Annotated in this window: 23 protein-coding genes; 12 read left to right on the top strand and 11 right to left on the bottom strand. The window is 69.9% G+C overall.

Annotation, left to right across the window (positions count from 1 at the left end):
- Window positions 1–63 precede the first annotated feature (63 nt).
- Together Q9G87_RS61340 and Q9G87_RS06595 are read right to left on the bottom strand one after the other, a co-directional pair.
- Window positions 64–654, bottom strand: a complete 591-nt coding sequence (locus Q9G87_RS61340) for an SDR family oxidoreductase (RefSeq protein ID WP_452448770.1) — start codon at window positions 652–654, stop codon at window positions 64–66.
- Between the two features lie 52 nt (window positions 655–706).
- Window positions 707–1090, bottom strand: coding sequence for an FAD binding domain-containing protein (locus tag Q9G87_RS06595; protein ID WP_305915298.1), 384 nt, complete (start codon window positions 1088–1090; stop codon window positions 707–709).
- Window positions 1091–1117: 27 nt separating this feature from the next.
- Here Q9G87_RS06595 and Q9G87_RS06590 point away from each other — a divergent pair, with 27 nt between their 5' ends.
- A complete protein-coding gene (locus Q9G87_RS06590) occupies window positions 1118–1426 on the top strand; it encodes a hypothetical protein (protein ID WP_305915297.1) in 309 nt (102 codons plus the stop codon).
- 73 nt (window positions 1427–1499) lie between these two features.
- On the opposite strand, the gene Q9G87_RS06585 is transcribed toward Q9G87_RS06590, so the two are convergent.
- A complete protein-coding gene (locus Q9G87_RS06585; RefSeq protein ID WP_305915296.1) occupies window positions 1500–2573 on the bottom strand; it encodes a sensor histidine kinase in 1074 nt (357 codons plus the stop codon).
- A 134-nt stretch (window positions 2574–2707) separates the two neighbouring features.
- On the opposite strand from Q9G87_RS06585, the gene Q9G87_RS06580 reads away from it, so the two are divergent.
- Window positions 2708–3940, top strand: coding sequence for an RNA-guided endonuclease InsQ/TnpB family protein (locus Q9G87_RS06580; RefSeq protein ID WP_305915295.1), 1233 nt, complete (start codon window positions 2708–2710; stop codon window positions 3938–3940).
- On the opposite strand, the gene Q9G87_RS06575 is transcribed toward Q9G87_RS06580, so the two are convergent.
- Window positions 3923–4591 carry a response regulator transcription factor gene (locus Q9G87_RS06575; RefSeq protein WP_305915294.1) on the bottom strand — a complete coding sequence of 223 codons (669 nt, stop codon included), beginning with the start codon at window positions 4589–4591 and terminating at the stop codon, window positions 3923–3925. The two genes, Q9G87_RS06580 and Q9G87_RS06575, sit on opposite strands and share 18 nt — an antisense overlap.
- Window positions 4592–4697: 106 nt before the next feature.
- Here Q9G87_RS06575 and Q9G87_RS06570 point away from each other — a divergent pair, with 106 nt between their 5' ends.
- Complete coding sequence (locus tag Q9G87_RS06570) at window positions 4698–5033, top strand: hypothetical protein (RefSeq protein ID WP_305915293.1); 336 nt, start codon at window positions 4698–4700, stop codon at window positions 5031–5033.
- On the opposite strand, the gene Q9G87_RS06565 is transcribed toward Q9G87_RS06570, so the two are convergent.
- Window positions 5019–5345: an ArsR/SmtB family transcription factor gene (locus tag Q9G87_RS06565; RefSeq protein WP_305915292.1), complete on the bottom strand. Its 327-nt coding sequence runs from the start codon at window positions 5343–5345 to the stop codon at window positions 5019–5021. The two genes, Q9G87_RS06570 and Q9G87_RS06565, sit on opposite strands and share 15 nt — an antisense overlap.
- Window positions 5346–5449: 104 nt before the next feature.
- Here Q9G87_RS06565 and Q9G87_RS06560 point away from each other — a divergent pair, with 104 nt between their 5' ends.
- Window positions 5450–6448, top strand: coding sequence for a zinc-dependent alcohol dehydrogenase family protein (locus tag Q9G87_RS06560; protein ID WP_305915723.1), 999 nt, complete (start codon window positions 5450–5452; stop codon window positions 6446–6448).
- Here the strand turns inward: Q9G87_RS06560 and Q9G87_RS06555 are convergent.
- The 3 genes from Q9G87_RS06555 to Q9G87_RS06545 are packed head-to-tail and all read right to left on the bottom strand — an operon-like array spanning window position 6432 to window position 9502.
- Window positions 6432–7811 (bottom strand): HAMP domain-containing sensor histidine kinase, encoded by a 1380-nt coding sequence (locus Q9G87_RS06555; protein WP_305915291.1) that lies wholly within the window; start codon window positions 7809–7811, stop codon window positions 6432–6434. The two genes, Q9G87_RS06560 and Q9G87_RS06555, sit on opposite strands and share 17 nt — an antisense overlap.
- A complete protein-coding gene (locus Q9G87_RS06550) occupies window positions 7808–8509 on the bottom strand; it encodes a response regulator transcription factor (RefSeq protein WP_305915290.1) in 702 nt (233 codons plus the stop codon). Before Q9G87_RS06550 ends, Q9G87_RS06555 begins: the two co-directional genes overlap by 4 nt.
- 45 nt (window positions 8510–8554) lie before the next feature.
- Entirely contained in the window at window positions 8555–9502 is a 948-nt protein-coding gene (locus tag Q9G87_RS06545) for a metallophosphoesterase (protein WP_305915289.1), read from the bottom strand.
- Between the two features lie 127 nt (window positions 9503–9629).
- On the opposite strand from Q9G87_RS06545, the gene Q9G87_RS06540 reads away from it, so the two are divergent.
- Together Q9G87_RS06540 and Q9G87_RS06535 are read left to right on the top strand one after the other, a co-directional pair.
- Complete coding sequence (locus tag Q9G87_RS06540) at window positions 9630–10136, top strand: SigE family RNA polymerase sigma factor (protein ID WP_305915288.1); 507 nt, start codon at window positions 9630–9632, stop codon at window positions 10134–10136.
- On the top strand, window positions 10133–11230 hold the full coding sequence (locus tag Q9G87_RS06535; protein ID WP_305915287.1) for a hypothetical protein: 1098 nt from the start codon (window positions 10133–10135) through the stop codon (window positions 11228–11230). Before Q9G87_RS06540 ends, Q9G87_RS06535 begins: the two co-directional genes overlap by 4 nt.
- A gap of 57 nt (window positions 11231–11287) precedes the next feature.
- Here the strand turns inward: Q9G87_RS06535 and Q9G87_RS06530 are convergent, their stop codons facing one another.
- The 3 genes from Q9G87_RS06530 to Q9G87_RS06520 are packed head-to-tail and all read right to left on the bottom strand — an operon-like array spanning window position 11288 to window position 14523.
- On the bottom strand, window positions 11288–12661 hold the full coding sequence (locus tag Q9G87_RS06530) for an ABC transporter substrate-binding protein (RefSeq protein ID WP_305915286.1): 1374 nt from the start codon (window positions 12659–12661) through the stop codon (window positions 11288–11290).
- Between the two features lie 24 nt (window positions 12662–12685).
- Window positions 12686–13606 carry a carbohydrate ABC transporter permease gene (locus tag Q9G87_RS06525; protein WP_305915285.1) on the bottom strand — a complete coding sequence of 307 codons (921 nt, stop codon included), beginning with the start codon at window positions 13604–13606 and terminating at the stop codon, window positions 12686–12688.
- Entirely contained in the window at window positions 13603–14523 is a 921-nt protein-coding gene (locus Q9G87_RS06520; protein WP_305915284.1) for a carbohydrate ABC transporter permease, read from the bottom strand. Before Q9G87_RS06520 ends, Q9G87_RS06525 begins: the two co-directional genes overlap by 4 nt.
- 320 nt (window positions 14524–14843) lie before the next feature.
- Between Q9G87_RS06520 and Q9G87_RS06515 the strand changes: the two genes are divergently transcribed.
- From Q9G87_RS06515 to Q9G87_RS06490, 6 genes are all read left to right on the top strand, one after another.
- A complete protein-coding gene (locus tag Q9G87_RS06515) occupies window positions 14844–15890 on the top strand; it encodes a LacI family DNA-binding transcriptional regulator (RefSeq protein WP_305915283.1) in 1047 nt (348 codons plus the stop codon).
- Window positions 15891–16348: 458 nt separating this feature from the next.
- A complete protein-coding gene (locus Q9G87_RS06510) occupies window positions 16349–18436 on the top strand; it encodes a beta-galactosidase (protein WP_305915282.1) in 2088 nt (695 codons plus the stop codon).
- A 226-nt stretch (window positions 18437–18662) separates the two neighbouring features.
- Window positions 18663–21038, top strand: coding sequence for a sensor histidine kinase (locus Q9G87_RS06505; RefSeq protein ID WP_305915281.1), 2376 nt, complete (start codon window positions 18663–18665; stop codon window positions 21036–21038).
- Window positions 21019–21444, top strand: a complete 426-nt coding sequence (locus Q9G87_RS06500) for a roadblock/LC7 domain-containing protein (protein ID WP_305915280.1) — start codon at window positions 21019–21021, stop codon at window positions 21442–21444. The genes Q9G87_RS06505 and Q9G87_RS06500 overlap by 20 nt, the downstream gene beginning before the upstream one ends.
- On the top strand, window positions 21441–21788 hold the full coding sequence (locus Q9G87_RS06495) for a DUF742 domain-containing protein (protein ID WP_305915279.1): 348 nt from the start codon (window positions 21441–21443) through the stop codon (window positions 21786–21788). The genes Q9G87_RS06500 and Q9G87_RS06495 overlap by 4 nt, the downstream gene beginning before the upstream one ends.
- Complete coding sequence (locus tag Q9G87_RS06490) at window positions 21769–22350, top strand: GTP-binding protein (RefSeq protein ID WP_305915278.1); 582 nt, start codon at window positions 21769–21771, stop codon at window positions 22348–22350. The genes Q9G87_RS06495 and Q9G87_RS06490 overlap by 20 nt, the downstream gene beginning before the upstream one ends.
- The last annotated feature ends 7 nt before the right edge of the window (window positions 22351–22357 follow it).

Raw genomic sequence — 22357 nt, 5'->3', positions numbered from 1 at the left:
TCGCCGGCCGCTGGCAATGGCGGCCTTTTCGATCTTGTATGGTCCTCGCGGACCGGCAAGGCGTCAGGCGGTGACGCCGCCGTCCACCGCTATGGAGGCGCCCGTGATGTACCTGCCTCCCTCGCTGACCAGGTGCGCGACGGTCGCGGCGATGTCCGCCGGTTCCCCGTAGTGTCCGAGGGCGGTGTAGGCGCTCTGAGCGTGGGCGCCCGGCCCGTCGGCGGGTTCATGTCGGTGTCGATCGGGCCGGGATGGACGACGTTGGCGGTGATGCCCCGCGGGCCGAGGTCGCGGGCAAGGCCCTTGGTCAACCCGATGAGGGCGGTCTTGCTCAAATGCGTACAGGGTGATGCCGGGGAAAGGCGTACGGCCGGCCAGGCAGCTGCCGATATTGATGATCCGTCGCTGCATCGGATGCAGGTTGCCTGATGATCCGATCCCCTCGATCGTGGTCACCTCACGACCGTCTGCGCGGAAAGCAGGGGCGATGCTGCTGTGTACCGGATCGCCGTCCAACCACACCGTGCATGCGCCGCAGTCGCCTGCCGCAGCCCTTTTGACGCCAAAGTGACCGAGCGAGCGGAGGAAAGTGCGCAGGCACTGGCCGGGGTCTGGTTCTTCGTCGAAGCTCTTGCCGTTCACGATGTACGTCATGCCAGGCCCCCAGCTATGAGTTCGCGACGAATCTCTTCGGCGAAGTGCTTTGTCAGGTGGCGACGGTGGTCAGGGGTCCCGTTGGGATCGGCGAACCAGACGTCGGCGGGGATGACGTCGATGCTCTGCTGCAGAGTTCGGGCACCGGCCGTGTGGTGCCGGCTGTGACGGTGAGCAGCAGGTCGCTCATTCCCGGCGTTTGAGTACGGATGAGGAATACCGTCGAACGGCCGAGGCGGGTCAGCGTGAAGCGGCGGTGCGCGGTGCGCTTCCTCAGAGCGCGCGCCGGAATGTCGATGCGCCGCAAGATTTCCCCGGGAGTAAGAATGTTCTGATTGTCGCCGGTCACGAAGCCGACGGCATCGACGATGCGCGCGGATCCGCCAGGAGACCACAGCTCGTATTTTTCCTCGAGTGCGACTGTCAGCGTGATCATTGGGCCGGCAGGCAAAGACGCAAAGACATGCAGATATTGCCGCCGACGGTCGCCGCGTTCCAGACTTTGAACGAGGACAAGAACGCCTCACAGCTTTTCGCGAAAAGGGTGCCAATCATCTGGCAGCGCAACGGCATACAGGTCGCGGACGGTGCACGTCGCGCCGATTTCGAGGCCCGCGTCGCCCGGGACGAGGGGATCCCAACCCAACGCTGTCAGATCGATCAGGCGGCGCAGGCTCGGCTGCTCCGCGGAAACAGCCACGTTCCGCCGGCGAGCCAAGCGTCGCCTTCGCGCCAGTCCGGCGCCTCGGCGAGTTCGCCGTTGCTGAGGTGAGCCGGCTCCTCAGCGACGTGCCGCTGCTCGGGCGGGTGGAGCCGGAGCAGCTTTCGTATATCGCCTGACAGCGTCAGGGGAAGGCGATGGTCACGTCGAGCCCGCCGTCCGGGCGGGGTCGGGTCTTCAGCGTGCCGTGGTGGGCGTCGGCGATGGCGGCCACGATCGACAGGCCCAGTCCCAGGCCGTCGCCACTGGCCTTTCTGCCGCCATCCAGGCGCTGGAAGGGCTGCGCGAGCAAGTGGACCCGGTCGGGCGGGATCACCGGGCCGCTGTTGGAGACCCGGAGTGTGGAGCGGCCGGAACGCACGGCCGTCTCCACCAGGATCCATCCGCCGGGCACGTTGTACCGGGCCGCGTTATCCAGCAGGTTCGCCACCAGGCGTTCGAGCAGAGCGCGATCCCCGGAGACGGGCGCCGGGTCGAGAGAGGACTCGACACGGATCCCGTCAGGGCGGTCGAGGGCCCGCCGCATGATCGCGGCCAGGTCGACGGGCTCGCGGTCCTGCAGGCCCTGCTGGCTGCGGGCCAGGGTGAGCAGGGCCTCGATGAGCCGTTCCTGGTGCTTGCCCGCCGCCACCATACGTTCCAGCACGGTGCGTAGCTCCTGGCCGCCGGCCTCCGGGTCGGCCAGCGCGACCTCGGCCATGGCCCGCTGCAACGTCAGCGGCGTGCGCAGTTCGTGGGAGGCGTTGGCGACGAAGCGCCGCTGCGCCGTGAACGCCGCCTCCAGCCGGTCCAGCAGCTCATCGAAGGTGTCGGCCAGCCGCTTGAGCTCATCGTCCGGCCCGGAGGCGCCCAGCCGCCGGTCGAGCCGGTCGGCCGTGATACGGCGGACGGTGGCGGTCATCTCGCCCAGCGGCCGCAGCACCCGCCCGGCCATGAGCCAGCCCAGCAACATCGCCGCCAGCGCCATGACGGCCAGCGCGATCAGCGAGTTGACCAGGAGCCTGCGCAGGGTGTCGGACTGCTCGGCCCGGGGCATCGGCAAGGGCAGGTCGAACCCATTCGGTGCGGGGGCGACCGGCGCCGCGGGAAACGGTGAGTACTCCACCAGGAGGTAGATGAGGGCGACCAGCACCACCCCGGCCATCAGGAACAGGCCGCTGTAGAGCAGGGTCAGGCGCAGCCGTACGGTCTGCCTCATGATGATTGTGGCGCGGAGCCCCGGGCTTAAGTACCGGGGAAGCACCACGCCTCCTTTCGAAAACAGTATGGAAAAATTTGATTACGATCGGTAATATGTGCGGCGCATGAGACTGTAGTGACAGGAGGTGTGCGATGGCGATCCGCCGCTCTGCGACGAAGCGGAAAGGCCTGCCCTCGGTCGTGCAGCTCCAGCTCGCCCCTACCTCTGCCCAGGCCGACGCCCTGACCGTAGCGGTGCGGGTGTGCAACGAGGCGGCCACCTTCGTCTCCCGCCTGGCCTGGCGGCAGCAGCGCATCTTTGCCGTGGTGGAGCTGCACCGGCTGGCCTACTATCCGGTGCGCGCTCAGTTCGCCGGGCTTGCCGCGCAGGCGGCCGTGCGGGCGATTGCCCGGGTGGCCGGCGCGTACGCCAACCGGCGCGCCACCAAGAAACGCGCTCACGTGTTCCGCCCGCACGGCGCCGTTCCCTACGACGCGCGCCTGATGAGCTGGAACCGCGATACCCGCACTGTCTCGCTGTGGACCCCGACCGGCCGCGTGACTGTGGCGTACACGGGGCGACCGGAGGATCTCAAGGCGGTCGACACGCTGCCGCTCGGGGAGGCCGACCTGATCTGCCGGGGCGGCGTGTGGCTGCTGCAGGTCGCCGTCACCCTGCCCAAACCCGAAGTCCGTGAGCCGGTCAACGACTTCCTCGGGGTGGACCAAGGGCTGGCGAACCTGGCCGTCACCAACGACGGTGCGGTGCTGCCCGGCCCCGCCCTGCCCGGCCCGATCCACGGCAACGGGCACGTGCGCAGCCTGCGCGATCGGCGATATCGGCAGCGCCGGCGTTTGCAGAAGAAGGGCACTCCTTCGGCGCGGCGGGTGCTGCGCCGTCTGTCCGGGCGTGAGCACCGGATGATGACCGACATCAACCACCAAATCTCCAAACATGTGGTGTGCGAAGCCGAACGCACCGGCCGCGGGATCACCCTGGAAGACCTCCAGGGCATCCGCGGCCGGGTAAGGGCTCACCGGCTCCAGCGGCGCACCCTGCACAGCTGGGCCTTCGCCCAGCTGATCGAGTTCACCCGCTACAAGGCCACGCGGGCCGGGATCGCCTTCCTGCTGGTCGATCCCGCCTACACCTCGCAGGCCTGCCCCGACTGCGGGTGCGTCTCCAGAGCGAACCGGCCCGCCCGGGGCCGGTTCGTCTGCACCGGCTGTGGCCTCGCTGGGCACGCCGATCACATCGCGGCCTGCAACATCGCCGTACGCGGCGTTGCGGGTTGGGCTGCTGTCAACCAGCCGCACGCTACCGGCCTCCCTTCAGCCAGACGGGACCGTGAGAGCAAGCCACCAGCTTCAACTGGTGGTAGTTGACAAGCGGTATCCGGCCTGCGGGACGGTCTCGATCAGCGGCGGGTCGCCGAGCTTGCGGCGCAGCCGGCTGATCGTCACCTTCACCGTCTGGGTGAACGGGTCGGCGAACTCGTCCCAGCAGCGCTCCAGCAACTGTTCGGCGGAGACCACCGCGCCCTCGGCGGCCAGCAGCAACTCCAGGACGGCGAACTCCTTGGGGCTCAGCGGCAGCCGCCGCCCGTCACGGGTGGCGATCCGGGCGGCGGGGTCCAGCCGCAGGTCGCCGCGGACGAGCACCGGCGGGAGCGCGCGGGCCGACCGTCTGGCCAGCGCCCGGACCCGGGCGACCAGCTCGGCGAAGGCGAACGGCTTGGGCAGGTAGTCATCGGCGCCGACGCCCAGCCCGGTCACCTTGTCGTCAATCGTCCCCGCGGCGGTGAGCATGAGCACCCGGGAGGGATGGCCGGCCCCGGCCAGCGACCTGCACACCTCGTCACCGTGCAGGCCGGGCAGGTCCCGATCGAGCACGACCACGTCGTAATGGTTGACCCAGGTGTGTTCGAGCGCGGCATGGCCGTCCAGCACCACGTCGACGGCCATGCCCTCGCGGCGCAGGCCCGCGGCGACCGTCTGGGCCAGTTCCTCGTGGTCCTCGACCACCAGCACCCTCATGATCTCCAGGATGCCTCGTCAGGGGGTAACAGCGCGGTAACCGTCGCCGTTGCCGTCGTGTAACCGGTCCTGGACTTTGCTGGGCGCACCAAGAAAAGGAGGCATCATGTTCGGCTCGACGATCAGAAGGCTGGTTCTGGCCGCGGCGGTCCTCGTCGCCGTCACGGGCGGAAGGGCGGGCGCCTCGGAGGAGGTGCCCGCCGGGGACGTCACGGAATTCACCGCCTGCATGCGCTCGCACGGGCTGCCCGACTTCCCCGAGGTCGCGCTCTCCTCGGATGGGCTGGTCAACCTGCACATCAAGGGTGAGCGGGTCGACGTCCTGTCCCAGAAGTACGGGGCCGCGGTCCAGGCGTGCCAGTCGATGTTGCCCGCCGGCACCCGGCTGCCGGATGCACCGGCTGCGCCGCCCGCGCCGGCCGCGCCGTCACTCCCGTCCTGACAAGGCGCGGAGCAGCCCGGGGAAGGCTTCGTCGATCTCGTCCTGGCGCAGTGCGTTCATGCGGGAGGTGCCCACGTAGTACTGCCGGATGAGGCCGGCCTCGCGCAACACGTTGAAGTGGTGGGTGGCGGTGGACTTGCTCACCGGAAGGTCGAAGGTGCCGCAGCGCATGTCCTGGCCGGCGGCGTAGAGCTCGCCGACGATCCGGCGGCGCACCGGGTCGACCAGGGCCTCGAGCACCTGTTGCAGAGTGATCGTCTGGATGTCCGGGTGGGGCGGGATGCGGTCCCGCCCTGCTTGCCGCGTTGCCACCACACCATCCTACGACACCCATCGAAGTACGATGAGCATCGAAGTTTGACAGAGATCGTACTTTCCGCTTGAGTGGGGACCCGAGCGTGAAGGGGTGATGGGTGATGGTCAAAACGGTGCGGTTCCACGAGCTCGGCGGTCCGGACGTGCTGCGGCTGGAGGACGTGGAGGTCGGCGAGCCCGGTCCCGGTGAGGTGTTGATCCGGGTGGACGCGATCGGGCTCAACCGGGCCGAGGTGTTGTTCCGCGGCGGCCACTACATCGAGCCGGTCAAGGAGTTCCCCGCCCGGCTCGGCACCGAGGCGGCCGGAGTGGTCGAGGCCGTCGGGGCGGACGTGGCGGGATTGGAGGCCGGGCAGCCGGTCAGCGTGGTGCCCGCGTTCTCGATGAACGACTACGGCGTCTACGCCGAGCGCGCGATCGTCCCCGCGGCCGCGGTGCTCCATCGCCCCGACGGGGTCGGCGCGGTCGAGGGTGCGGCGGTGTGGATGCCGTACGTGACGGCCTATGGGGCGCTGGTGGAGGTCGGTGGGATGCGGGCGGGCGACACGGTCGTGCTGACCGCCGCCTCCAGCAGCGTGGGACTGGCCGCGATCCAGGTCGCCAACCGTGTCGGCGCGGTGCCCATCGCCACCACACGTACCCGCGTCAAGGCCGAACGGCTCCGCAAGGCGGGGGCGGCCGAGGTGATCGTCACCGGGGAGGAAGACGTCGTTGCCCGCGTGCTCGACCTCACCGCGGGACGAGGCGCCGAATTCGTCTTCGACGCCATCGCGGGCCCCGGAGTGGTGGATCTGGCCAAAGTGGTCGCCCCTGGCGGCACGCTCTTCGAATACGGCGCGCTGAGCGGTGAGGTGACCCCCTATCCGGGGTTCGCGCTCGGCATGCCCGCTCTGAACATGCGCACCTACACCGTCCACGAGACGACGACCGACCCGGAGCGGCTACGCCGGGCCGCGGCGTTCGTCTCCTCCGGTTTGCGGAGCGGCGCCTTCGAGCCCGTCGTGGACCGGGTCTTCGGCCTGGACGAGATCGTCGCAGCGCACCGTTACCTGGAGGCCGGCGACCAGGTGGGCAAGATCGTCGTCACGGTGAACCATTGATCGGTTGCGACAGACGGGACCCGTTCACCGTGAACCCGACCGCTGCACCGCCGCCGGGCCGGGCTCTGGCGAAGACTGCGCCGCCGTGCGACTCGGCCACCTCGCGCACGATCGCCAGGCCCAGCCCGGACCCGGGCAGGCCGCGGGCGGTGCCGGCCCGGTAGAACCGGTCGAACACCCGTGCCGCGTCGTCGGCGGGGATTCCGGGTCCGCGGTCGGAGACGGTGATCGTGCCCTGGCAGATGTGGACCTCGATGGGCTCGGCGCCATCGTCGAACTTGGCAGCGTTCTCCAGCAGGTTGCTGATCGCGCGTTCGAGTCGCTGGCGGCGACCGCGGACCACGGAGTCGTCGGCGTCGATCCGCACCGGCCGGCCGGCGCGCCTGCGCAGGCGCTGCGCGGCGCCGTGGGCCGCCGCGGCCAGGCTCACGGGCGCCTCGGCCTCGTCGTTGTACCGGGCGAGTGCGAGCTCGACGAGCTCGTCGACCAGGTGGCTGAGCTCACGCGCCTCGCCCTCGACGTCGTCGAGGAGCCGGCCACGGGCGTCGGGGGAGAGCTCGGCGTAGCGGCGCAGCACACTGGTGTTGGTGCGCAGGCTGGTCAGCGGGGTGCGCAGCTCGTGGGCGGCGTCCTCCACCAGCCTGTCCTGGGCCTCGCGGGCGGTGGCGAGGCGGGCGAGCATCGTGTTGAACGCTGCCGAGAGCCGGCCGACCTCGTCGGAGCCGTCCACCGGCACCTTACGCTCCACGGGCCCGTGGACGCTGACCTCTTCGGCCACCTTGGCGAGCCGTACCAGGCGCCGGGTGATGCGCCCGGCGACCAGCCAGCCCAGGGCCGCGGCGACGAGCATGACCGCGAGGCTGAGCGCCGCGATCTCGTTGGCCACGCTGCCCAGCAGGCGATAGGTGGGGTCGAAGTGGATCGCGACCTGCAGGGCTCCGCGGCCCCCGCCGAGAGCGGTGGTCAGCTGGCGATAGCAGTGCGAGTCGACGAAGACCTCGGCGGTGTGCGTGCCCCCGGGTGCGGCGGAGGCGGCAAGGGCGCGGGTGACGTCGGAGACCGGCAGCGTGATGGTCGCGCCGCCCAGATACCGGGCCGTGCCGTCGCGGGCCACGGCCTGCGCGACCATCTCATACCTGTCGTCGTCGTCCCGGCTGGGTGGGGGGCGCATGGCCAGGCTGGCGGGAAGCTCCGGAGCCTGTTCCGTGTCGTTGGCCAGGATGGCCGTGGTGTCCCGCAAGGAGCGGTCGATCTCCGCGGTGATGCGTTCGGAGGCGGCGCCGTAGCTGAGCACGCCGACCAGCGACGACACCACGGCGGCGACCACGGCGAAGGCGAGTGCGAACCGCGAGCGCAGGCTCATGGCCGCCGGACCACGTAGCCCACGCCGCGCACCGTCTGGATCACGTCGTGCCCGCCGGCTTCGGCCAGCTTGCGGCGCAGATAGCCGATGTAGACCGCCAGGTTCTTGGAGTCCGGGCCGAAGTCGTAGCCCCAGATCCGCTGGTAGATCGTCGAGTGGTCCAGCACGATCCCCGCGTTGTGCACCATGAGCTCCAGCAGGTCGAACTCGGTCTTCGTCAGCTGCAGCTCCGCGTCGGCCCACCAGGCCCGCCGTGCGGTGGGGTCGACGCGGAGGGACGCGAGCTCGAGCACGGCGTCGTCGTGGCCCGGCACGTGCGCCGCCTGCGCCAGCGTGGCGCGGCGCAGCAGCGCCCGCAGGCGGGCGAGCAGCTCGTCGAGCTCGAAGGGTTTCGGCAGATAGTCGTCGGCGCCGGCGTCCAGGCCGGCGACCCGATCGGGGGTCTCGACCCGGGCGGTGAGCATCAACACCGGGGTACGGTCACCCTCGGCGCGCAGCACACGGCACACGGCCAGGCCGTCGACATGCGGCATCATCACATCGACCACCAGGGCATGGAAACTGTCCCGGCGGGCCCGGGTCAAGGCCTCTACCCCGTCGACCGCGGCGACGACGTCGTACCCTTCCAGCTCGAGCGCCCGCGCAAGGGACTCGCGGATGGCACGATCGTCGTCGGCGATGAGGACACGATTCGGCACCTCTAAATGGTGCCTTATGTCGCGTCTACTTCAACCCTCCTGATCTCAGGCCGGTACGGTCTGCGGCTCCCAGGAGAAGACGGCGGCCGACTTCGGGTCAGCGGTGACGCGCAGCCAGTTGGCAGCGGTGTCGCCGTACGTCTCCAGGCGGGTCAGGTTGGGCACCCCGGCGTAGCCGGGCTCCACCTCGTAGACGTGCTCGTCGCCGTGCGCGAGGACGACCGGCTTGCCGTAGCCCCGGGCCCGCTCCACGATGCGCGCCCTGATCTCGGCGAATCCGGGGGTGTTCAGGGGCTCGGCCTGCATCATCAGCAGCACGCCCGGCGCCTGCGTACGGCCGGCGACGGCGAAGGTGTTGTCGATCCAGTCCAGCGCGGCGGCCTTGCGCGCCTCGAACTCCGCCAGCCGCTCCGCGGGACGGTCGCCGCCGGGCAGCTGGCTCCAGGGGGCCAGGTCGTTCTCACTGCCGACCACGTGCACCGTGGCGAAGACCACGCCGGATCGGGTGAAGAGCACGTTCTCCCGGTAGTCGCGGTGACGGGCGTTACGGGCCTGGGTGCGCACGCCCATCGGGTGGCCGCCGATGGTGCGTCCCGCGATGGGATAGAAGATGCGGCGGACCGCCTCCAGCCGCTCGGTGGGGACGTAGCCGCCGGCGGCGGTGCGATGGCAGTCGGTCCACTCGTTGTCGCCGGGCGTCAGCACGAACGGGTCGTCGAAGGTGCCGAACAGTCCGGCCAGCGTGGTGAAGCGCGCGTCGTCGCAGGTGGAGGAGCCGTTCTTGACGTCACCCGCGTGCAGGACGAAACGGACGTCCGGGTCGGCGTCGATGGAGTCGACGAGCTTGGGGAACACGGCCTGCTGGGCGTCGCCGTAGGGGGTGTCGCCGATCAGGGCGAACGTGACGGAGGGCCCGGAGGAAGCCTGCGCCGGGACGGACGGCACGAGCACGGATGCGGTGATCAGGGCGGACAGAAGCAGAGATTTACGCATGCGCGCATCTCTAACAGCCACGGGAGGCTTGCCGATGAAGCCGAGCCGACGGGCCGGGAAACGGAGAGTCGGGGGTGCAACCTTTGGGCCAGTGGGTCGCGTTGGGAAGGGGCGAGAGGAGAGCACATTGGATCAACACGAGGGCTTCCGCGAGTTCGTGCTGGCCCGCCAGCAGTCGCTGATGCGGACCGCGTACCTGCTCGTGGGAGACGCCCATCTCGCCGAGGACCTGCTGCAGAGTGTGCTGTCCAAGGTCGTCGGACAGTGGTCCAAGCTGTCCAGGAGCGGCAACCCTGAGGCGTACACGCGCAAGGCGCTGGTCAACCAGTACATCTCCTGGCGGCGCCGTCATCGCCCTGAGTTACCGAGCGCGCACCCGCCCGAGCGGAGCGCCTCCCATGACGAAGCCACGCTCGATCGGATCGTGCTGCGGCAGGCACTGGCCCGGCTGGGCCGCAAGCAGCGCGCCGTGATCGTGCTGCGCTTCTGGGAGGACCTCACCGAGGCGCAGACGGCCGACGTCCTCGGCTGCTCGATCGGCAACGTCAAGAGCCAGACCCATCGCGCGCTGGCCCGCCTGCGCGAGATCGCGCCCGAGCTGATGGACCTGCACATCGAGGAGGTAGTCCGATGACCAGGCTGCGTGAGGCGCTGGAGGGCCTCGCGGCGGAGGCCCCGCCGGTGAGCCTGGCCGACGCGGCCATCGAGGGCCATCGGCGCAGGCGGCGCACCACATTGGCGGTGGTCGCCGCCGCGACGGTCGTGGCGCTGGTGGTGACGACGGCGGGGGCCGTCATGGCCTGGCCGCGTACCGACCAGACGGCCACGCAGAAGCGGGTGGACACGGTGCCCGACCTGCCTGACGGCAAGGCGGGGCCGATCAGCCACGCGTTCCAGACGCCCTGCGAGGTCGACGAGCTCAAGCGCGAGATCGACTGCAGCGCTGCGGAGTGGCGGATCACCACCCGGAGCGGCAAAACGTACCGGGTGCCGGACGCGCTCGTCTCGACCAGCGCCGGCCGGCGGGTGCCCCTCGCGATCAGCCGGGATGGGCGCATGCTCGCCTACTACGAACGCCGCGCGCAGACATTCGTCGTCCACAAGCTGGAGACCGGCAACAGGACGGTCTCCCCCGTCAAGGTGAAGGAGGACCGGATCGGCGCAGGCGCCATGCTCGCGGTCTCCGACGACGGCCGGTACGTGGTCTTCGACCCGCGCGAGGGAAGCAAGGAACCCGGCCTGCTGATCGACGTGGCAAACGAGCCGGTGTCGATACCCGGGAAGTACGAGGTGATCAGCATCAAGGACGGCGTCGTCGAGCTGGTCCGGTACGTCAAGACCGACCTGTGGCTGATGCCGGTCAAGGGTGGAGGCAAGCCGGTGCGCTTCGACGGCGTGTTCATCCACTTCAGCGAGCTGTCCCCGGACGGCCGCACGGTGGCCGCCGTCGAGTTCTCGGACGCCAACAAGGCGGGCTTCGGCAGGCTCACGCTGCTCGACGTCAAGACGGGGCGCACCCTGCGCAAGGTGACCGTCCGCGGCCTGCCGAAGAAGGGCACCGTCGACGGCACCAGCCTCTGGCTGAGCCGCTCCGAGGTCCTGGTCAACGTTGGCGACAAGGGCCACATGTACTCCTACGCGGTCGACGTCACCACCGGGCGGGCGAAGCGCTGGGCCGACTACTCCGACGTGCGCAGCGCGGTCCTCGTCCTACCCGGAGTGAGCTGAAGCAGCGGCGGCCCGACGGGGGGCACCTCCCGCCGGGCCGCCGCTCGTCCAGTCAGGTCAGCCGCTCGAGAGCGTGAAGCCCTGCTCGGTGCCGAAGGCGGTGATGCGGTCCTGCCACGTCTTCAGCGCGGCGGACAGGTCGCCGCTGCCGTCGAGGGCCTGGCCTACGGTGTCCTTGAAGATGCTGTTGGCGTACACCTGGAACGGGAGGTACTGCCAGTCGGCCTTCACAGCGGCCGAGGCGTCGCCGAGGACCTGGTTGATCTTCTGCCCGCCGAAGAACTCCTGCGGCGCGTCACGGAAGGCCGGGTCGTCGAGCAGCGTCTTGGTCGCGGGGAACAGCCCCGCCTCCTCGTTCAGCGACTTGACCGCCTCCGGGTCGGAGTTGAGCCACTGCGCGAAGGCCACGGCGGCCGGGATGTTCTTGCTCTGCGGGATGACCGCCACCGACGAGCCGCCGTTCTCGGCGTTGATCGGCTTGGCCGCGTCGTGCTGCGGCATCGGGGCGACCGCCCACTTGCCCTTCGTCTGCGGGATGGAGTTGATGATGCCGTTCGGGGCCCACGCGCCGGTCATCCAGACCGCGTACTTGCCGGAGCCCATGCCCTTCCACCACTCGTCGGTCCAGCCTGGCTGCGGGTCGACCAGCTTCTCGCCGAGCAGGGTGCCGAAGGTGCCGACGAACTGCTTGACGCCGGGGTCGGTGGCGAGCGTGACGCTGACCTGGTTTTCGCCCGAGGTCTTGAACGGCGTGCCGCCCGCCTGCCAGATCAGGCTGTCCACGCCGCCGGCGTCGCCGGGGTCGATGGAGGTGATGAAGTTGTCCGGGTTGTCGGCCTTGATCTTCTTGGCCGCCTCGATGAACTCCGCCCACGTCTTCGGCGGCTCGATCTTCAGCTTCTCGAAGATGTCCTTGCGGTAGAACATCGCCATGGGGCCGGTGTCCTGCGGGATACCGTAGACGCCGCCGTTGATCGCCACCTGGCCCCACGCCGCGGGCGCGAACTTGTCCTTGAGCGCGTCGGAGCCGTGCTCGGCGAGGTTGACGACCTGCTTGGAGAGCGCGAACTGAGGCAGCGCGAAGTACTCGATCTGCGCCACGTCGGGCGCGCCGGAGCCGGCCTTGATCGCGGTCTGCAGCTTGGTGTACTGGTCGGCGGACTGCCCCGCGTTCACCACGTTGACCTTGATGTTCGGATATTTCGCCTGGAAGCGGGCGACGGTCTTCTCGATCCCCGTGACCCAGGTCCAGAACGTCAGCTCGGCCGGCTTGCTCAGCGCGTCCTGGACGGCGGCCGACGCGCTCGGAGCGGCGGCCGGGGCGGTGGTGGCGCCCCCGCCGCTGCCGCCGCCGCATGCGGCCAGTGCCAGTGACAGGGCGGTGGCGACCCCGGCGGTCATCACACCGCGCCGCGATGGAAGAGTTCTCATGGGCGTTTCCTTATTCACGGGGGTTTATTGCTTGACGCTGCCGGTGGCCAGACCCGACTGCCAGAACCGCTGGAGCACCAGGAAGGCGATGATCAACGGCACGATGGACAGCAGGCTGCCGGTCAGGATGAGGCTGTAGGTGGCGTCGACGGCGCCGGAGGTGCCGCTGTTGGCCTGGGCGTTCCACTGGTTGAGCCCGACGGTGAGGGGGAACCAGTCGGGCGTGTTCAGCACGATCAGCGGCAGGAAGTAGTTGTTCCACGTCGCGACCAGTGAGAAGAGCAGGACCGTGACGAATCCGGGGGCGAGCAGGCGCAGCGCGATGGTGCGGAAGATCCTGAACTCACCCGCGCCGTCGATGCGGGCCGACTCCAGGATCGAGTCGGGCACCGCGTCGGCCGCGTAGACGCGCATCAGGTAGAGGCCGAACGGGCTGCAGAGCGACGGGATGAGCACCGCCCACGGGGTGTCGACGAGCCCGATCTGGCTGAACAGCAGGTACGTCGGCACCGCGAGGGCCGTGCCCGGGATGGAGATCGCGCCGAGCACCACCGCGAACAGCAGCTTGCGGCCGGGGAAGTCGTACTTCGCCAGGGCGTACCCGCCGATGGTGGCCAGCAGGGCCGCCCCGCCCGCGCCCACCACGGAGTAGAGCACGGTGTTGCCGAACCAGCGCAGGAAGATGCCGTTGTTGTAGCTCAGGGTGTCGGCGATGTTGGCGAACAGGTGGAAGTCCCCGCCGAACCAGAGCCCGAAGGTCGAGAACAGGTCCGCGCTGGTCTTGCTGGAGTTGGCCAGCAGCCAGAACAGCGGCAGGACCGCGTACCCGAACATGACCAGCATGATCAGGGTGAGGACGGGGCTCTTGCCCCGGCGCCTGGCCTTGGTGGATCGGTGCGTGCCCCGCTGGGCGGTGGTGGCGGGCGCGCCGGCGACGGCCGTCACAGCGTCTGCTCCCTTCTCGCGGTGATGAGCTGCACCACGTACGCCACCACGACGGTGACCAGGCCCAGCACGACGGCGACGGCGGCCGAGTAGTTGATCTGCTGGCCGTTGAACGCCAGGTTGTAGGCGTACATGTTGGGCGTGTAGCTCGTTGTAATCACCGAGGGCGCGAGCTTCTGGAGGATGTTCGGCTCGTTGAAGAGCTGGAAGCTGCCGATGATCGAGAAGACGGTGGCCACGAGCAGCGCGGGCCGCAGGGCGGGCAGCTTGATGCTCCAGGCGATGCGGATGGCCCCCGCACCGTCCATTTCGGCGGCCTCGTAGAGCTCGTCCGGGATGGCCCGCAGCGCGGCGTACAGGATGATCATGTTGTAGCCGACGTACTCCCAGGTCACCATGTTGCCGATGGAGCCCAGCATCCAGGAGCGCGACATCAGGTCGGGGAGCGTGACGCCGAAGACGTCGCCGATCTGGCCCACCAGGCCGAACTCGTCGCCGTACATATAGCCCCACATGAGGGCCGCCACGACGGCCGGCACCGCGTACGGCATGAAGATCGTGATGCGGAACAGGGACGGCCAGCGCAGCCGGCCGCTGTCGATCGCGAGCGCGCACCCCAGGGCGATGAGCAGCATGATCGGCACCTGCACGACCAGGAAGAGCGCCACGCGGAGCAGGCCGGCGCCGAACAACGCGTCGCCCACGGCGCGGGTGTAGTTGGCCAGGCCGGCGAAGACCGTGCCACCGATCAGGCGGTCCTGGAAGAAGCTCAGGTAGATCGCGTACAGCAGCGGCGCGACCACTGTGATCAGGAAGACCACGAAGAACGGCAGGAAGAAGGCGTAGCCGGCGACGCGCAGGCGCACGAACGGCCGGGCGAGGCCGGCCTGCCGGAGCCCGGTGGCCGGCGCGGTCATTCTGTGCTCCAGTGTGATGTTCGCGTTGCCATGGGGACTGGCACTGAACTCTCCTTGTCGGGGCGTCTGCGGCCTGGCAACCGCACCGCTACCTGCGCCACCGTGTCCTGCCTCCGGCGGCAGTCGCGGTGATCGTGTGTTTGCGCAAACATGATGAAGATGGTCCGTAGTCTGGACTTGCCGCCGGAATCATGTCAATAGGTAACCGTCAGTTAACATGACTGCCTATTTTTCGCCACATTTGTTGCCGACTGAAGCGGTCGTTGACGGACCGGCCATGTTTGCGTAAACATCATGCGAGACTTCGTACGGAGGTGTGAGTGGACGGGGCCACCCAGGAAACGGCGGCAGGACGGCGTACGCGCAGGCGGCCGTCCATGGCCGATGTCGCCGCGATGGCCGGGGTCTCCAGTCAGACGGTCTCCCGGGTGGCCAACAACCGCACCAACGTGGAGGAAGAGACCCGTCAGCGGGTCCTGTCCGCCATGCGGGTGCTCGGCTACCGGCCCAACACGGCCGCGCGTGCCCTGGTCACCGGCCAGTTCCGCACCTTGGGGCTGATCAGCTTCGGGCTCGGCAGCTTCGGCAACGCCCGCACGGTCGACGCCATCACGCGGGCGGCGCAGCGCGCCGGCTACACGGTGAACATGATCGCCATCGAGTCGCAGACCGAGCAGGCCGTGCACGAGGCGTTCGACCAGCTCACGATGCAGGCGGTCGACGGCATCGTGCTCATCGAGGCGCAGATCCTCGACACGCCAGCGCTGCGCCTGCCGCCGGGCGTGCCGGTCGTGATGGCCGACGGCGACGTCAGCCACCGCCATCCCATGGTCGACACCGACCAGGCGCTCGGTGCCCGGCTCATCACCCGTCACCTGCTCAACCTCGGCCACGAGACGGTCTGGCACGTCGCCGGGCCCGAGGACTCCTACGCCGCGCGGCGGCGGGCCGAGTCGTGGCACGCGACGCTCAAGGAGGCGGGCGCCGCGGTCCCGCAGCTGCTGTACGGGGACTGGAGCGCGGGCAGCGGCTACGAGGCCGGCCGCGTCCTGGCCCGGCGGCCCGGCGTCACGGCCGTCTTCGCCGCCAACGACCAGATGGCGCTCGGCGTGATGCGCGCGATGATCCAGGCGGGCCGGCGCGTCCCCGAGGACGTCAGCATCGCCGGGTTCGACGACCTCGACGAGTCGGCTTACCTGTCCCCGCCGCTCACCACCGTCCGCCAGGACTTCGACGTGGTGGCGGATCGGATCGTGTCGCTCATGATCGACCAGATCGAGGGCGGCACGGTCCCGTCCGCGACCGCCTTCGTCGCCCCCGAGCTGATCGTGAGGGAGAGCACCGCCGCGCCGCCGCCATCGGCCTGATCCCGCCGCCTCACCCCGCCCACCTGCCCGTCCACTACGCCCACCATCCAACAGCCCCCACCGGCTCCACGGGCCGCGACGAAGAAAGACGACCCGTCTGCCCGACGGGGCACCTACGAATAACACCACCTGTCGGCCCGACCGGGCGCCGACGAAGAAGACGACCTGTTGGCCCGTCCGGGCCGCGGTGACGAAGACGACCTGTCAGCCCGACCGGGAACCGACCAGGAAGAGGACCTGTCAGCCCGACCGGGCACCGACCAGGAAGACGACCTATCAGCCCGACCGGGCCGCGGTGACGAAGACGACCTGTCGGTCCACCGGGCCGCGGTGACGAAGACGATCCCGCCGGCTCCACCGGGCCGCGACAAAGAAAACGATCCCGGCGGCCCCACCGGGCCGCGACGAAGAGAAGGGAGGAGCGGCGGACCTCGCTCGTCGAGGCCGCCGCGCCGACAATGAACGCCGTACCTGACGATGTCACGCCGGTCTCCGGCACCGCCGGAGCCCCGTCCCCGGGTGAGCGGCTCTGGCGCCGGCTGGGCGGCGTGGCCTTCGGCGGCGACTACAACCCCGAGCAGTGGCCGGCCGAGACGAGGGCGGAGGACCTGCGGCTCATGGCCGAGGCCCGGGTGAATCTCGTCACCGTCGGCGTGTTCGGCTGGGCCCGCGTGGAGCCGGCGCGCGGAGCGTACGACTTCTCCTTCTTCGACCAGGTCCTGGATGACCTGCACGCGCACGGGATCACCGCCGACCTGGCCACCATGACCGCTTCGCCGCCGCCGTGGCTCGTCCACGAGCATCCTGAGATCCTGCCGGTCACCGCGGACGGCACCGTGCTGGGTCCGGGCGGGCGCCAGCACTTCTGCCCGTCCAGCCCCGTCTACCGGGAACGGGCCGCGCTGCTGGTGGAGCGGCTGGCCGCCCACTACCGGGGCCATCCGGCCCTCGGGCTGTGGCACGGCGGCAACGAGTACGGCTGTCACATCCCCGCCTGCTACTGCGAGGTGTCGGCGGACGACTTCCGCCGATGGCTGCGGGAGCGGTACGGCGACGACGTCGAGGCGCTGAACGACGCCTGGTCGACGGACTTCTGGTCGCAGCGTTACGCGTCCTTCGACCACATCCGCCCGCCCCGGGTGGCTCCGACCTACCCCAATCCGGCCCAGCAACTCGACTACCTGCGCTTCAGCAACGAGGCGTTGCGCGCCTGCTTCGATCTGGAGGCCGGCATCCTGCGGCGGGTCACCCCTGAGGTGCCGATCACCACGAACTTCCTGATGGGGCTGAAGGCCGTGGACGTCTTCGACTGGGCGCCGAGGCTGGACGTCGTGGCGGTCGACTCCTATCCCGACCCCCACGACGAGCGGCCGCATCTGTTCCCCGGCCTGGTCTACGACACGATGCGCGGCGCCGGGGGAGGGCGGCCCTGGATCCTGATGGAGCAGGCGCCGAGCGCGGTGAACTGGCGGGCCAGGAACGCGATCAAGCAGCCGGGCCAGATGCGGCTGTGGAGCTGGCAGGCCATCGCGCACGGCGCCGATGCGATCCTCTACTTCCAGTGGCGGCAGTCACGAGGCGGCGCCGAGAAGTTCCACTCGGGCATGGTGCCGCACGCGGGGCCTGACAGCCGGGTCCACCGCGAGATCGCCGCGCTCGGCAAGGAGCTGGCCTCGGTGCCCGACCTGGTCGGCACGCGGGTCCGCAACCGGGTGGCGATCCTGCTCGACTGGAACAGCTGGTGGGCGCTGGAGCTCGATTCCCACCCCTCGGACGGCGTGCGCCAGGAGGAGCGCCTGCTCGACCACTACGGCCCCCTGTTCGACCTCGGCGTGGGCGTGGACGTGGTGCCGCCCTCGGCCGACCTGGCCGGCTACGCGCTCGTCGTCGTGCCGAACCTGTACCTCCTGTCGAGCGAGGACGCGCAGCGGGTCTCGGCGTACGTCTCCGGCGGCGGCGCGCTGGTCGTCTCCTTCTTCAGCGGGATCGTCGACGAGCACGACCGGGTCCACCTGGGCGGGTATCCCGCACCACTGCGTGAGGTCCTCGGCGTGCGGGTCGAGGAGTTCTGCCCGGCGGCCGAGCACGAGACGTTCCCCGTCCGCGGCTACGGGGCGCTCGCGCACCTCGAAGGGGTCGCCGACCTGTGGCGCGAGGATCTCCAGCTGGCCGGCGCCGAGCTGGAGATCGCCTTCGACTCTCCGGACTGGGCCGGCCGCCCGGCGGCGACCCGGCACGAGTTCGGCCAGGGGACGGCACGCTACCTCTCGACCCGGCTCGACGCGGCCGCCATGCGGGCGGTGCTCGGCCTGGCGCTCGCCGAAGCGGGAGTGACTCCCGTCGTCGAGGGCCTGCCTGCCGGGGTCCAGGCGAGCGTCCGCGAAGGCGCCGGGCGCAGCTTCCTGATCTTGCTGAATCACACCGGCGACAAACACGACATCACCCTCCCCGGCGGATGGACCGCCGCACTCGACTCATCCGGGGAAGAGGGCGGCGTCGTCACCCTGCCCCCGTCTGGCGTCACTGTGCTCCGGCGAGTCCAATAAACATCACTCTGCGTGAGATCTCCGTCGTAACGGTCACGAACCGTGCGCTGACAAAGAGTCAGCACGACTTTCGGCACGATTGTTCGCATCCGTACCTTGAAGTACATCTGCCCCATGGGCATAGTGGACCAACCACAGGCGTCCCAGTCGTGGCAGGCGCTCTCGGGGGGTACCGGCCCACGACTGCCCAGAGGCGCACCACCCCGTGCGGAATTGGACAAGATGGATGAGCTCGCCCCCGACGATCCGTACCAAGCTGCTCAGGATCCTCCTGCTCCCGCTGGTATCCATGGTCGCCCTGTGGGGATTCATCGCCTACTCCAGCGTGGCGGAGATCGTCACGGTCTCCCAGGCGCAGGACCGCTGGGAGGAGATCGGGTCGCCGGTGCTGCAGCTGATCGTCGAACTGCAGCGGGAGCGGCAACTGTCCGCCGAGGCGGCGGGCGACACCGCGGCGTCCGTTCCTCTGGCCCACCAGCGGCGGGTCACCGATGCCAAGGCCGAGCAGCTGCGCCAGGTCATCGGATCCGTCGACGTGACCTCGGACGATGCGGAGACGCCTGCCCAGGTGCGGGCGCTGTTGCAGGCGCTCGACGGGTTACGGTCGCTGCGTGAGTCCGCCGACGGGGGCGTGCTGGCTCCGCCGCTGGCGATCACCGACGCGTACAACAAACTGATCGACGTCGCCAACAAGCAGTTCAGCGACCGCGACGCGCTGAGCGACGTCTCGTCCTTCCGCTCGGTGCGCGGGATGGCCGCCTACAACGCCGCTGCGGAGTATCTGGGCCGGGAGCACGCGGTGCTCACCAGCACGATGGTGGTGCGCAGGATGACGCCCACCGACCGTGCCGCGTTCGTCGCCGCGTCCACCAGCCGCCGGATCGTCTTCGTCAACGCCGAGCGCGACGTCGACGCCGATATGCAAGTGAGGCTCAATAAGCTGGTCGAGAGCGCCGCGTACAAGCGGCTGCTGGACATCGAGGACGAGCTGTTCACGTGGGACACCAGCGGTGGCGCCCCACCTGTCGACCCCGTCGAGTGGAAGAGCGACGCCGACTCCATGCTCGGCGCGATGTACCTCGACACGCGGCATGAACTCAACCATGTCCAGGCCCAGGCGGCGGAGCAGAAGACCGGGGCGTACTGGCGGATCGGGCTGGTCCTGGTCCTCGGCCTGGCGGCGGTGCTCGCGTCGGTGGCGCTGTCGTACCGGTTCGGCCGGTCGCTGATCGACGAGCTCAAGAGACTGCAGGCGTCGGCGGCCGAGATGGCCGAGCAGCGGCTGCCCCGGCTGGTCGAGCGGCTGCGCCGCGGCGACGACGTGGACCCGGCCACCGAGGCCCCCGTCCTCGACCCGGCCGGCACCGCCGAGGTCGATCGCCTGGTGCACGCCTTCTCCGAGGTGCGCCGCACCGCGGTCGAGGCCGCGGTGGGGCAGGCGAGCCTGCGCAAGGGCGTCGGCCAGGTCTTCCTCAACCTGGCCCGGCGTAACCAGGCGCTGCTCCACCGCCAGCTCGCCCTGCTCGACACCATGGAGCGGCGGGTCGACGAGCCCGAGGTCCTGGAGGACCTGTTCAAGCTCGACCACCTGACCACCCGCATGCGGCGGCACGCGGAGAATCTGATCATCCTGTCCGACTCCGCCCCGGCGCGCCGCTGGCGTGACCCGGTGCCGCTGTTCGACGTCGTCCGCGCGGCGGTGCTGGAGGTCGAGGACTACACCCGCGTCACCGTCACGCCGATGCCGAACGCCCCGCTGCTGGTCGGTACCGCGGTCACCGACGTGATCCACCTGATCGCCGAGCTGGTGGAGAACGCCACCGTCTTCTCCCCGCCCGACACGAGCGTGCAGATCCGCAGCATGACGGCGGCCAACGGCTTCGCGCTCGAGGTGGAGGATCGTGGTCTGGGGCTGAGCCAGGCCACCCTCGACGAGATCAACGCCCGGCTGGCCCAGCCGCCGGAGTTCGACCTGGCCGACAGCGACCGGCTCGGGTTGTTCGTGGTGTCCAGGCTGGCCGCGCGGCTCGGCATCAAGATCATGCTGCGGCGCTCGCCGTACGACGGGACCACCGCGATCGTGCTGCTGCCCTCCGCGTTGCTGGCCGGCGCCGAAGCCCCGGCCGTCACAGCGCCGCAGCACTCGCCGCGACCGGCCGACCACGCCGCCCGCCAGGGCCGGCCGGTCGGAGCTCGGCGGGCGCTCGGCGCGGCGCAGCCCGGCTTGGACGAGGGTACGCCGGACGCGCCCGAGCGCGTGACCTGGTTCGAGGCGAACCCCGCGCCGAGGCCGCGCCAGGCGAACGGCGCCGCCAAGCCCCCCGCGCCGGACGTCGAGTGGAGCGTCACGGTGCCGCCCCAGGAGACGACCGAGGACCTCGACGGGCTGCCGATGCGGATCCCGCAGACCAGCATGGCTCCCCAACTGCGTGCCACCAGGCGCGTGGAGCCGCGCGCGGTCTCGGTGCGCTCGCCGGAGGAGCACGCACAGCTCATGTCGTCCATGCAACGCGGCTGGCAGCAGGGCCGCCACCAAGCGGAGCAGGGACAAGACGTGTGGAATCGAAAGGACGACCATCCCGATGCCCGACCCCAGAAGTGAACTGAGCTGGCTGCTCGACGACCTCACCCAGCGCGTCCCCGGCATCCGGCACGCCATCGTGCTGTCCGCCGACGGGCTGGCCATGGGCGGATCCCGGGAGCTCACCCGGGAGGACGCCGAGCACCTGTCCGCCATCTCCGCCGGCAGCCACAGCCTCGCCATGGGCGCGGGACGGCACTTCGGCATGGGCGGTGTACGGCAGACGATCATCGAGCTGGAAGGCGGCTTCCTGTTCGTCACCGCGGCGGGCCAGGGCGCCCGGCTGGCGGTGCTCGCCTCGGGCGACGCCGAGCTGGGCATGGTCACGTACGAGATGGCGCTCATGGTCAAGCGGGTGGGCGAGCACCTCACCGCACAGCCGAGGGGGGCGGCACCGGCACCCGCCTGGAACGGCGCGAGAGCGTGACAGGGGAGGATCCCGGGCCGCTGATCCGGCTGTTCGGGCTGACCGGGGGCAGGGCGCGCCCACAGGGCGAGACGTTCGACCTGGTCGCCATCGTCACGACGGTCGGCGGCTCGTACGAGTCGGAGCTGATCCCGGAGCATCGCGCCGTGCTGTCGTTGTGCCGCCGGCCCACGCCGGTGGCCGATGTCGCGGCGCACCTCAGGCTGCCGCTCAACATCACCCGGGTGATCCTGGGCGACCTGCGACGCGAGGGCTTTGTCACCATCGAGCGCCCGCGCCCGGTGGCGCAGACGATCGACGAACGCATCTACAGGGAAGTGCTGCATGGACTACGCAGCCTCTGAGCCGGGGACGACCGCGGTCGCCTCGGCCTTGGCCATCAAGATCCTCATCGCGGGTGGCTTCGGCGTCGGCAAGACGACCATGGTCGGCACGATCAGCGAGATCCGGCCGCTGCACACCGAGGAGCTGCTGAGCGAGCGAGGCGTCGGGGTGGACGACACCTCGGGCGTGGAGACCAAGACCACGACCACGGTGGCGCTGGATTTCGGCCGCATCACGATCCGCGAGGGGCTGTGGCTGTACCTGTTCGGCACGCCCGGGCAGGACCGGTTCTGGTTCATGTGGGACGAGCTGGCCCTCGGCGCGCTGGGCGCGGTCGTGCTCGCCGACACCCGCCGCCTGGAGGACTGCTTCCCCGCGGTGGACTACTTCGAGCAGCGCGGCCTTCCGTTCGTGGTCGCCGTGAACTGCTTCGACGGCGCTCGCCGCCACGACCCGGCGAAGGTGCGGCGGGCGCTCTCACTGCACGAGATCATTCCGATCGTGCTGTGCGACGTGCGCGATCGCGAGTCGGTCAAGCGGGTGCTCACCACGCTGGTCACGTACGCGGTGGAAGGCCCATGACCGTGCG

Origin of the sequence: Nonomuraea turcica, assembly GCF_030718205.1 — a bacterium.
Taxonomy (GTDB): domain Bacteria; phylum Actinomycetota; class Actinomycetes; order Streptosporangiales; family Streptosporangiaceae; genus Nonomuraea.
This window is presented reverse-complemented; position numbering and strand designations above follow the sequence as displayed.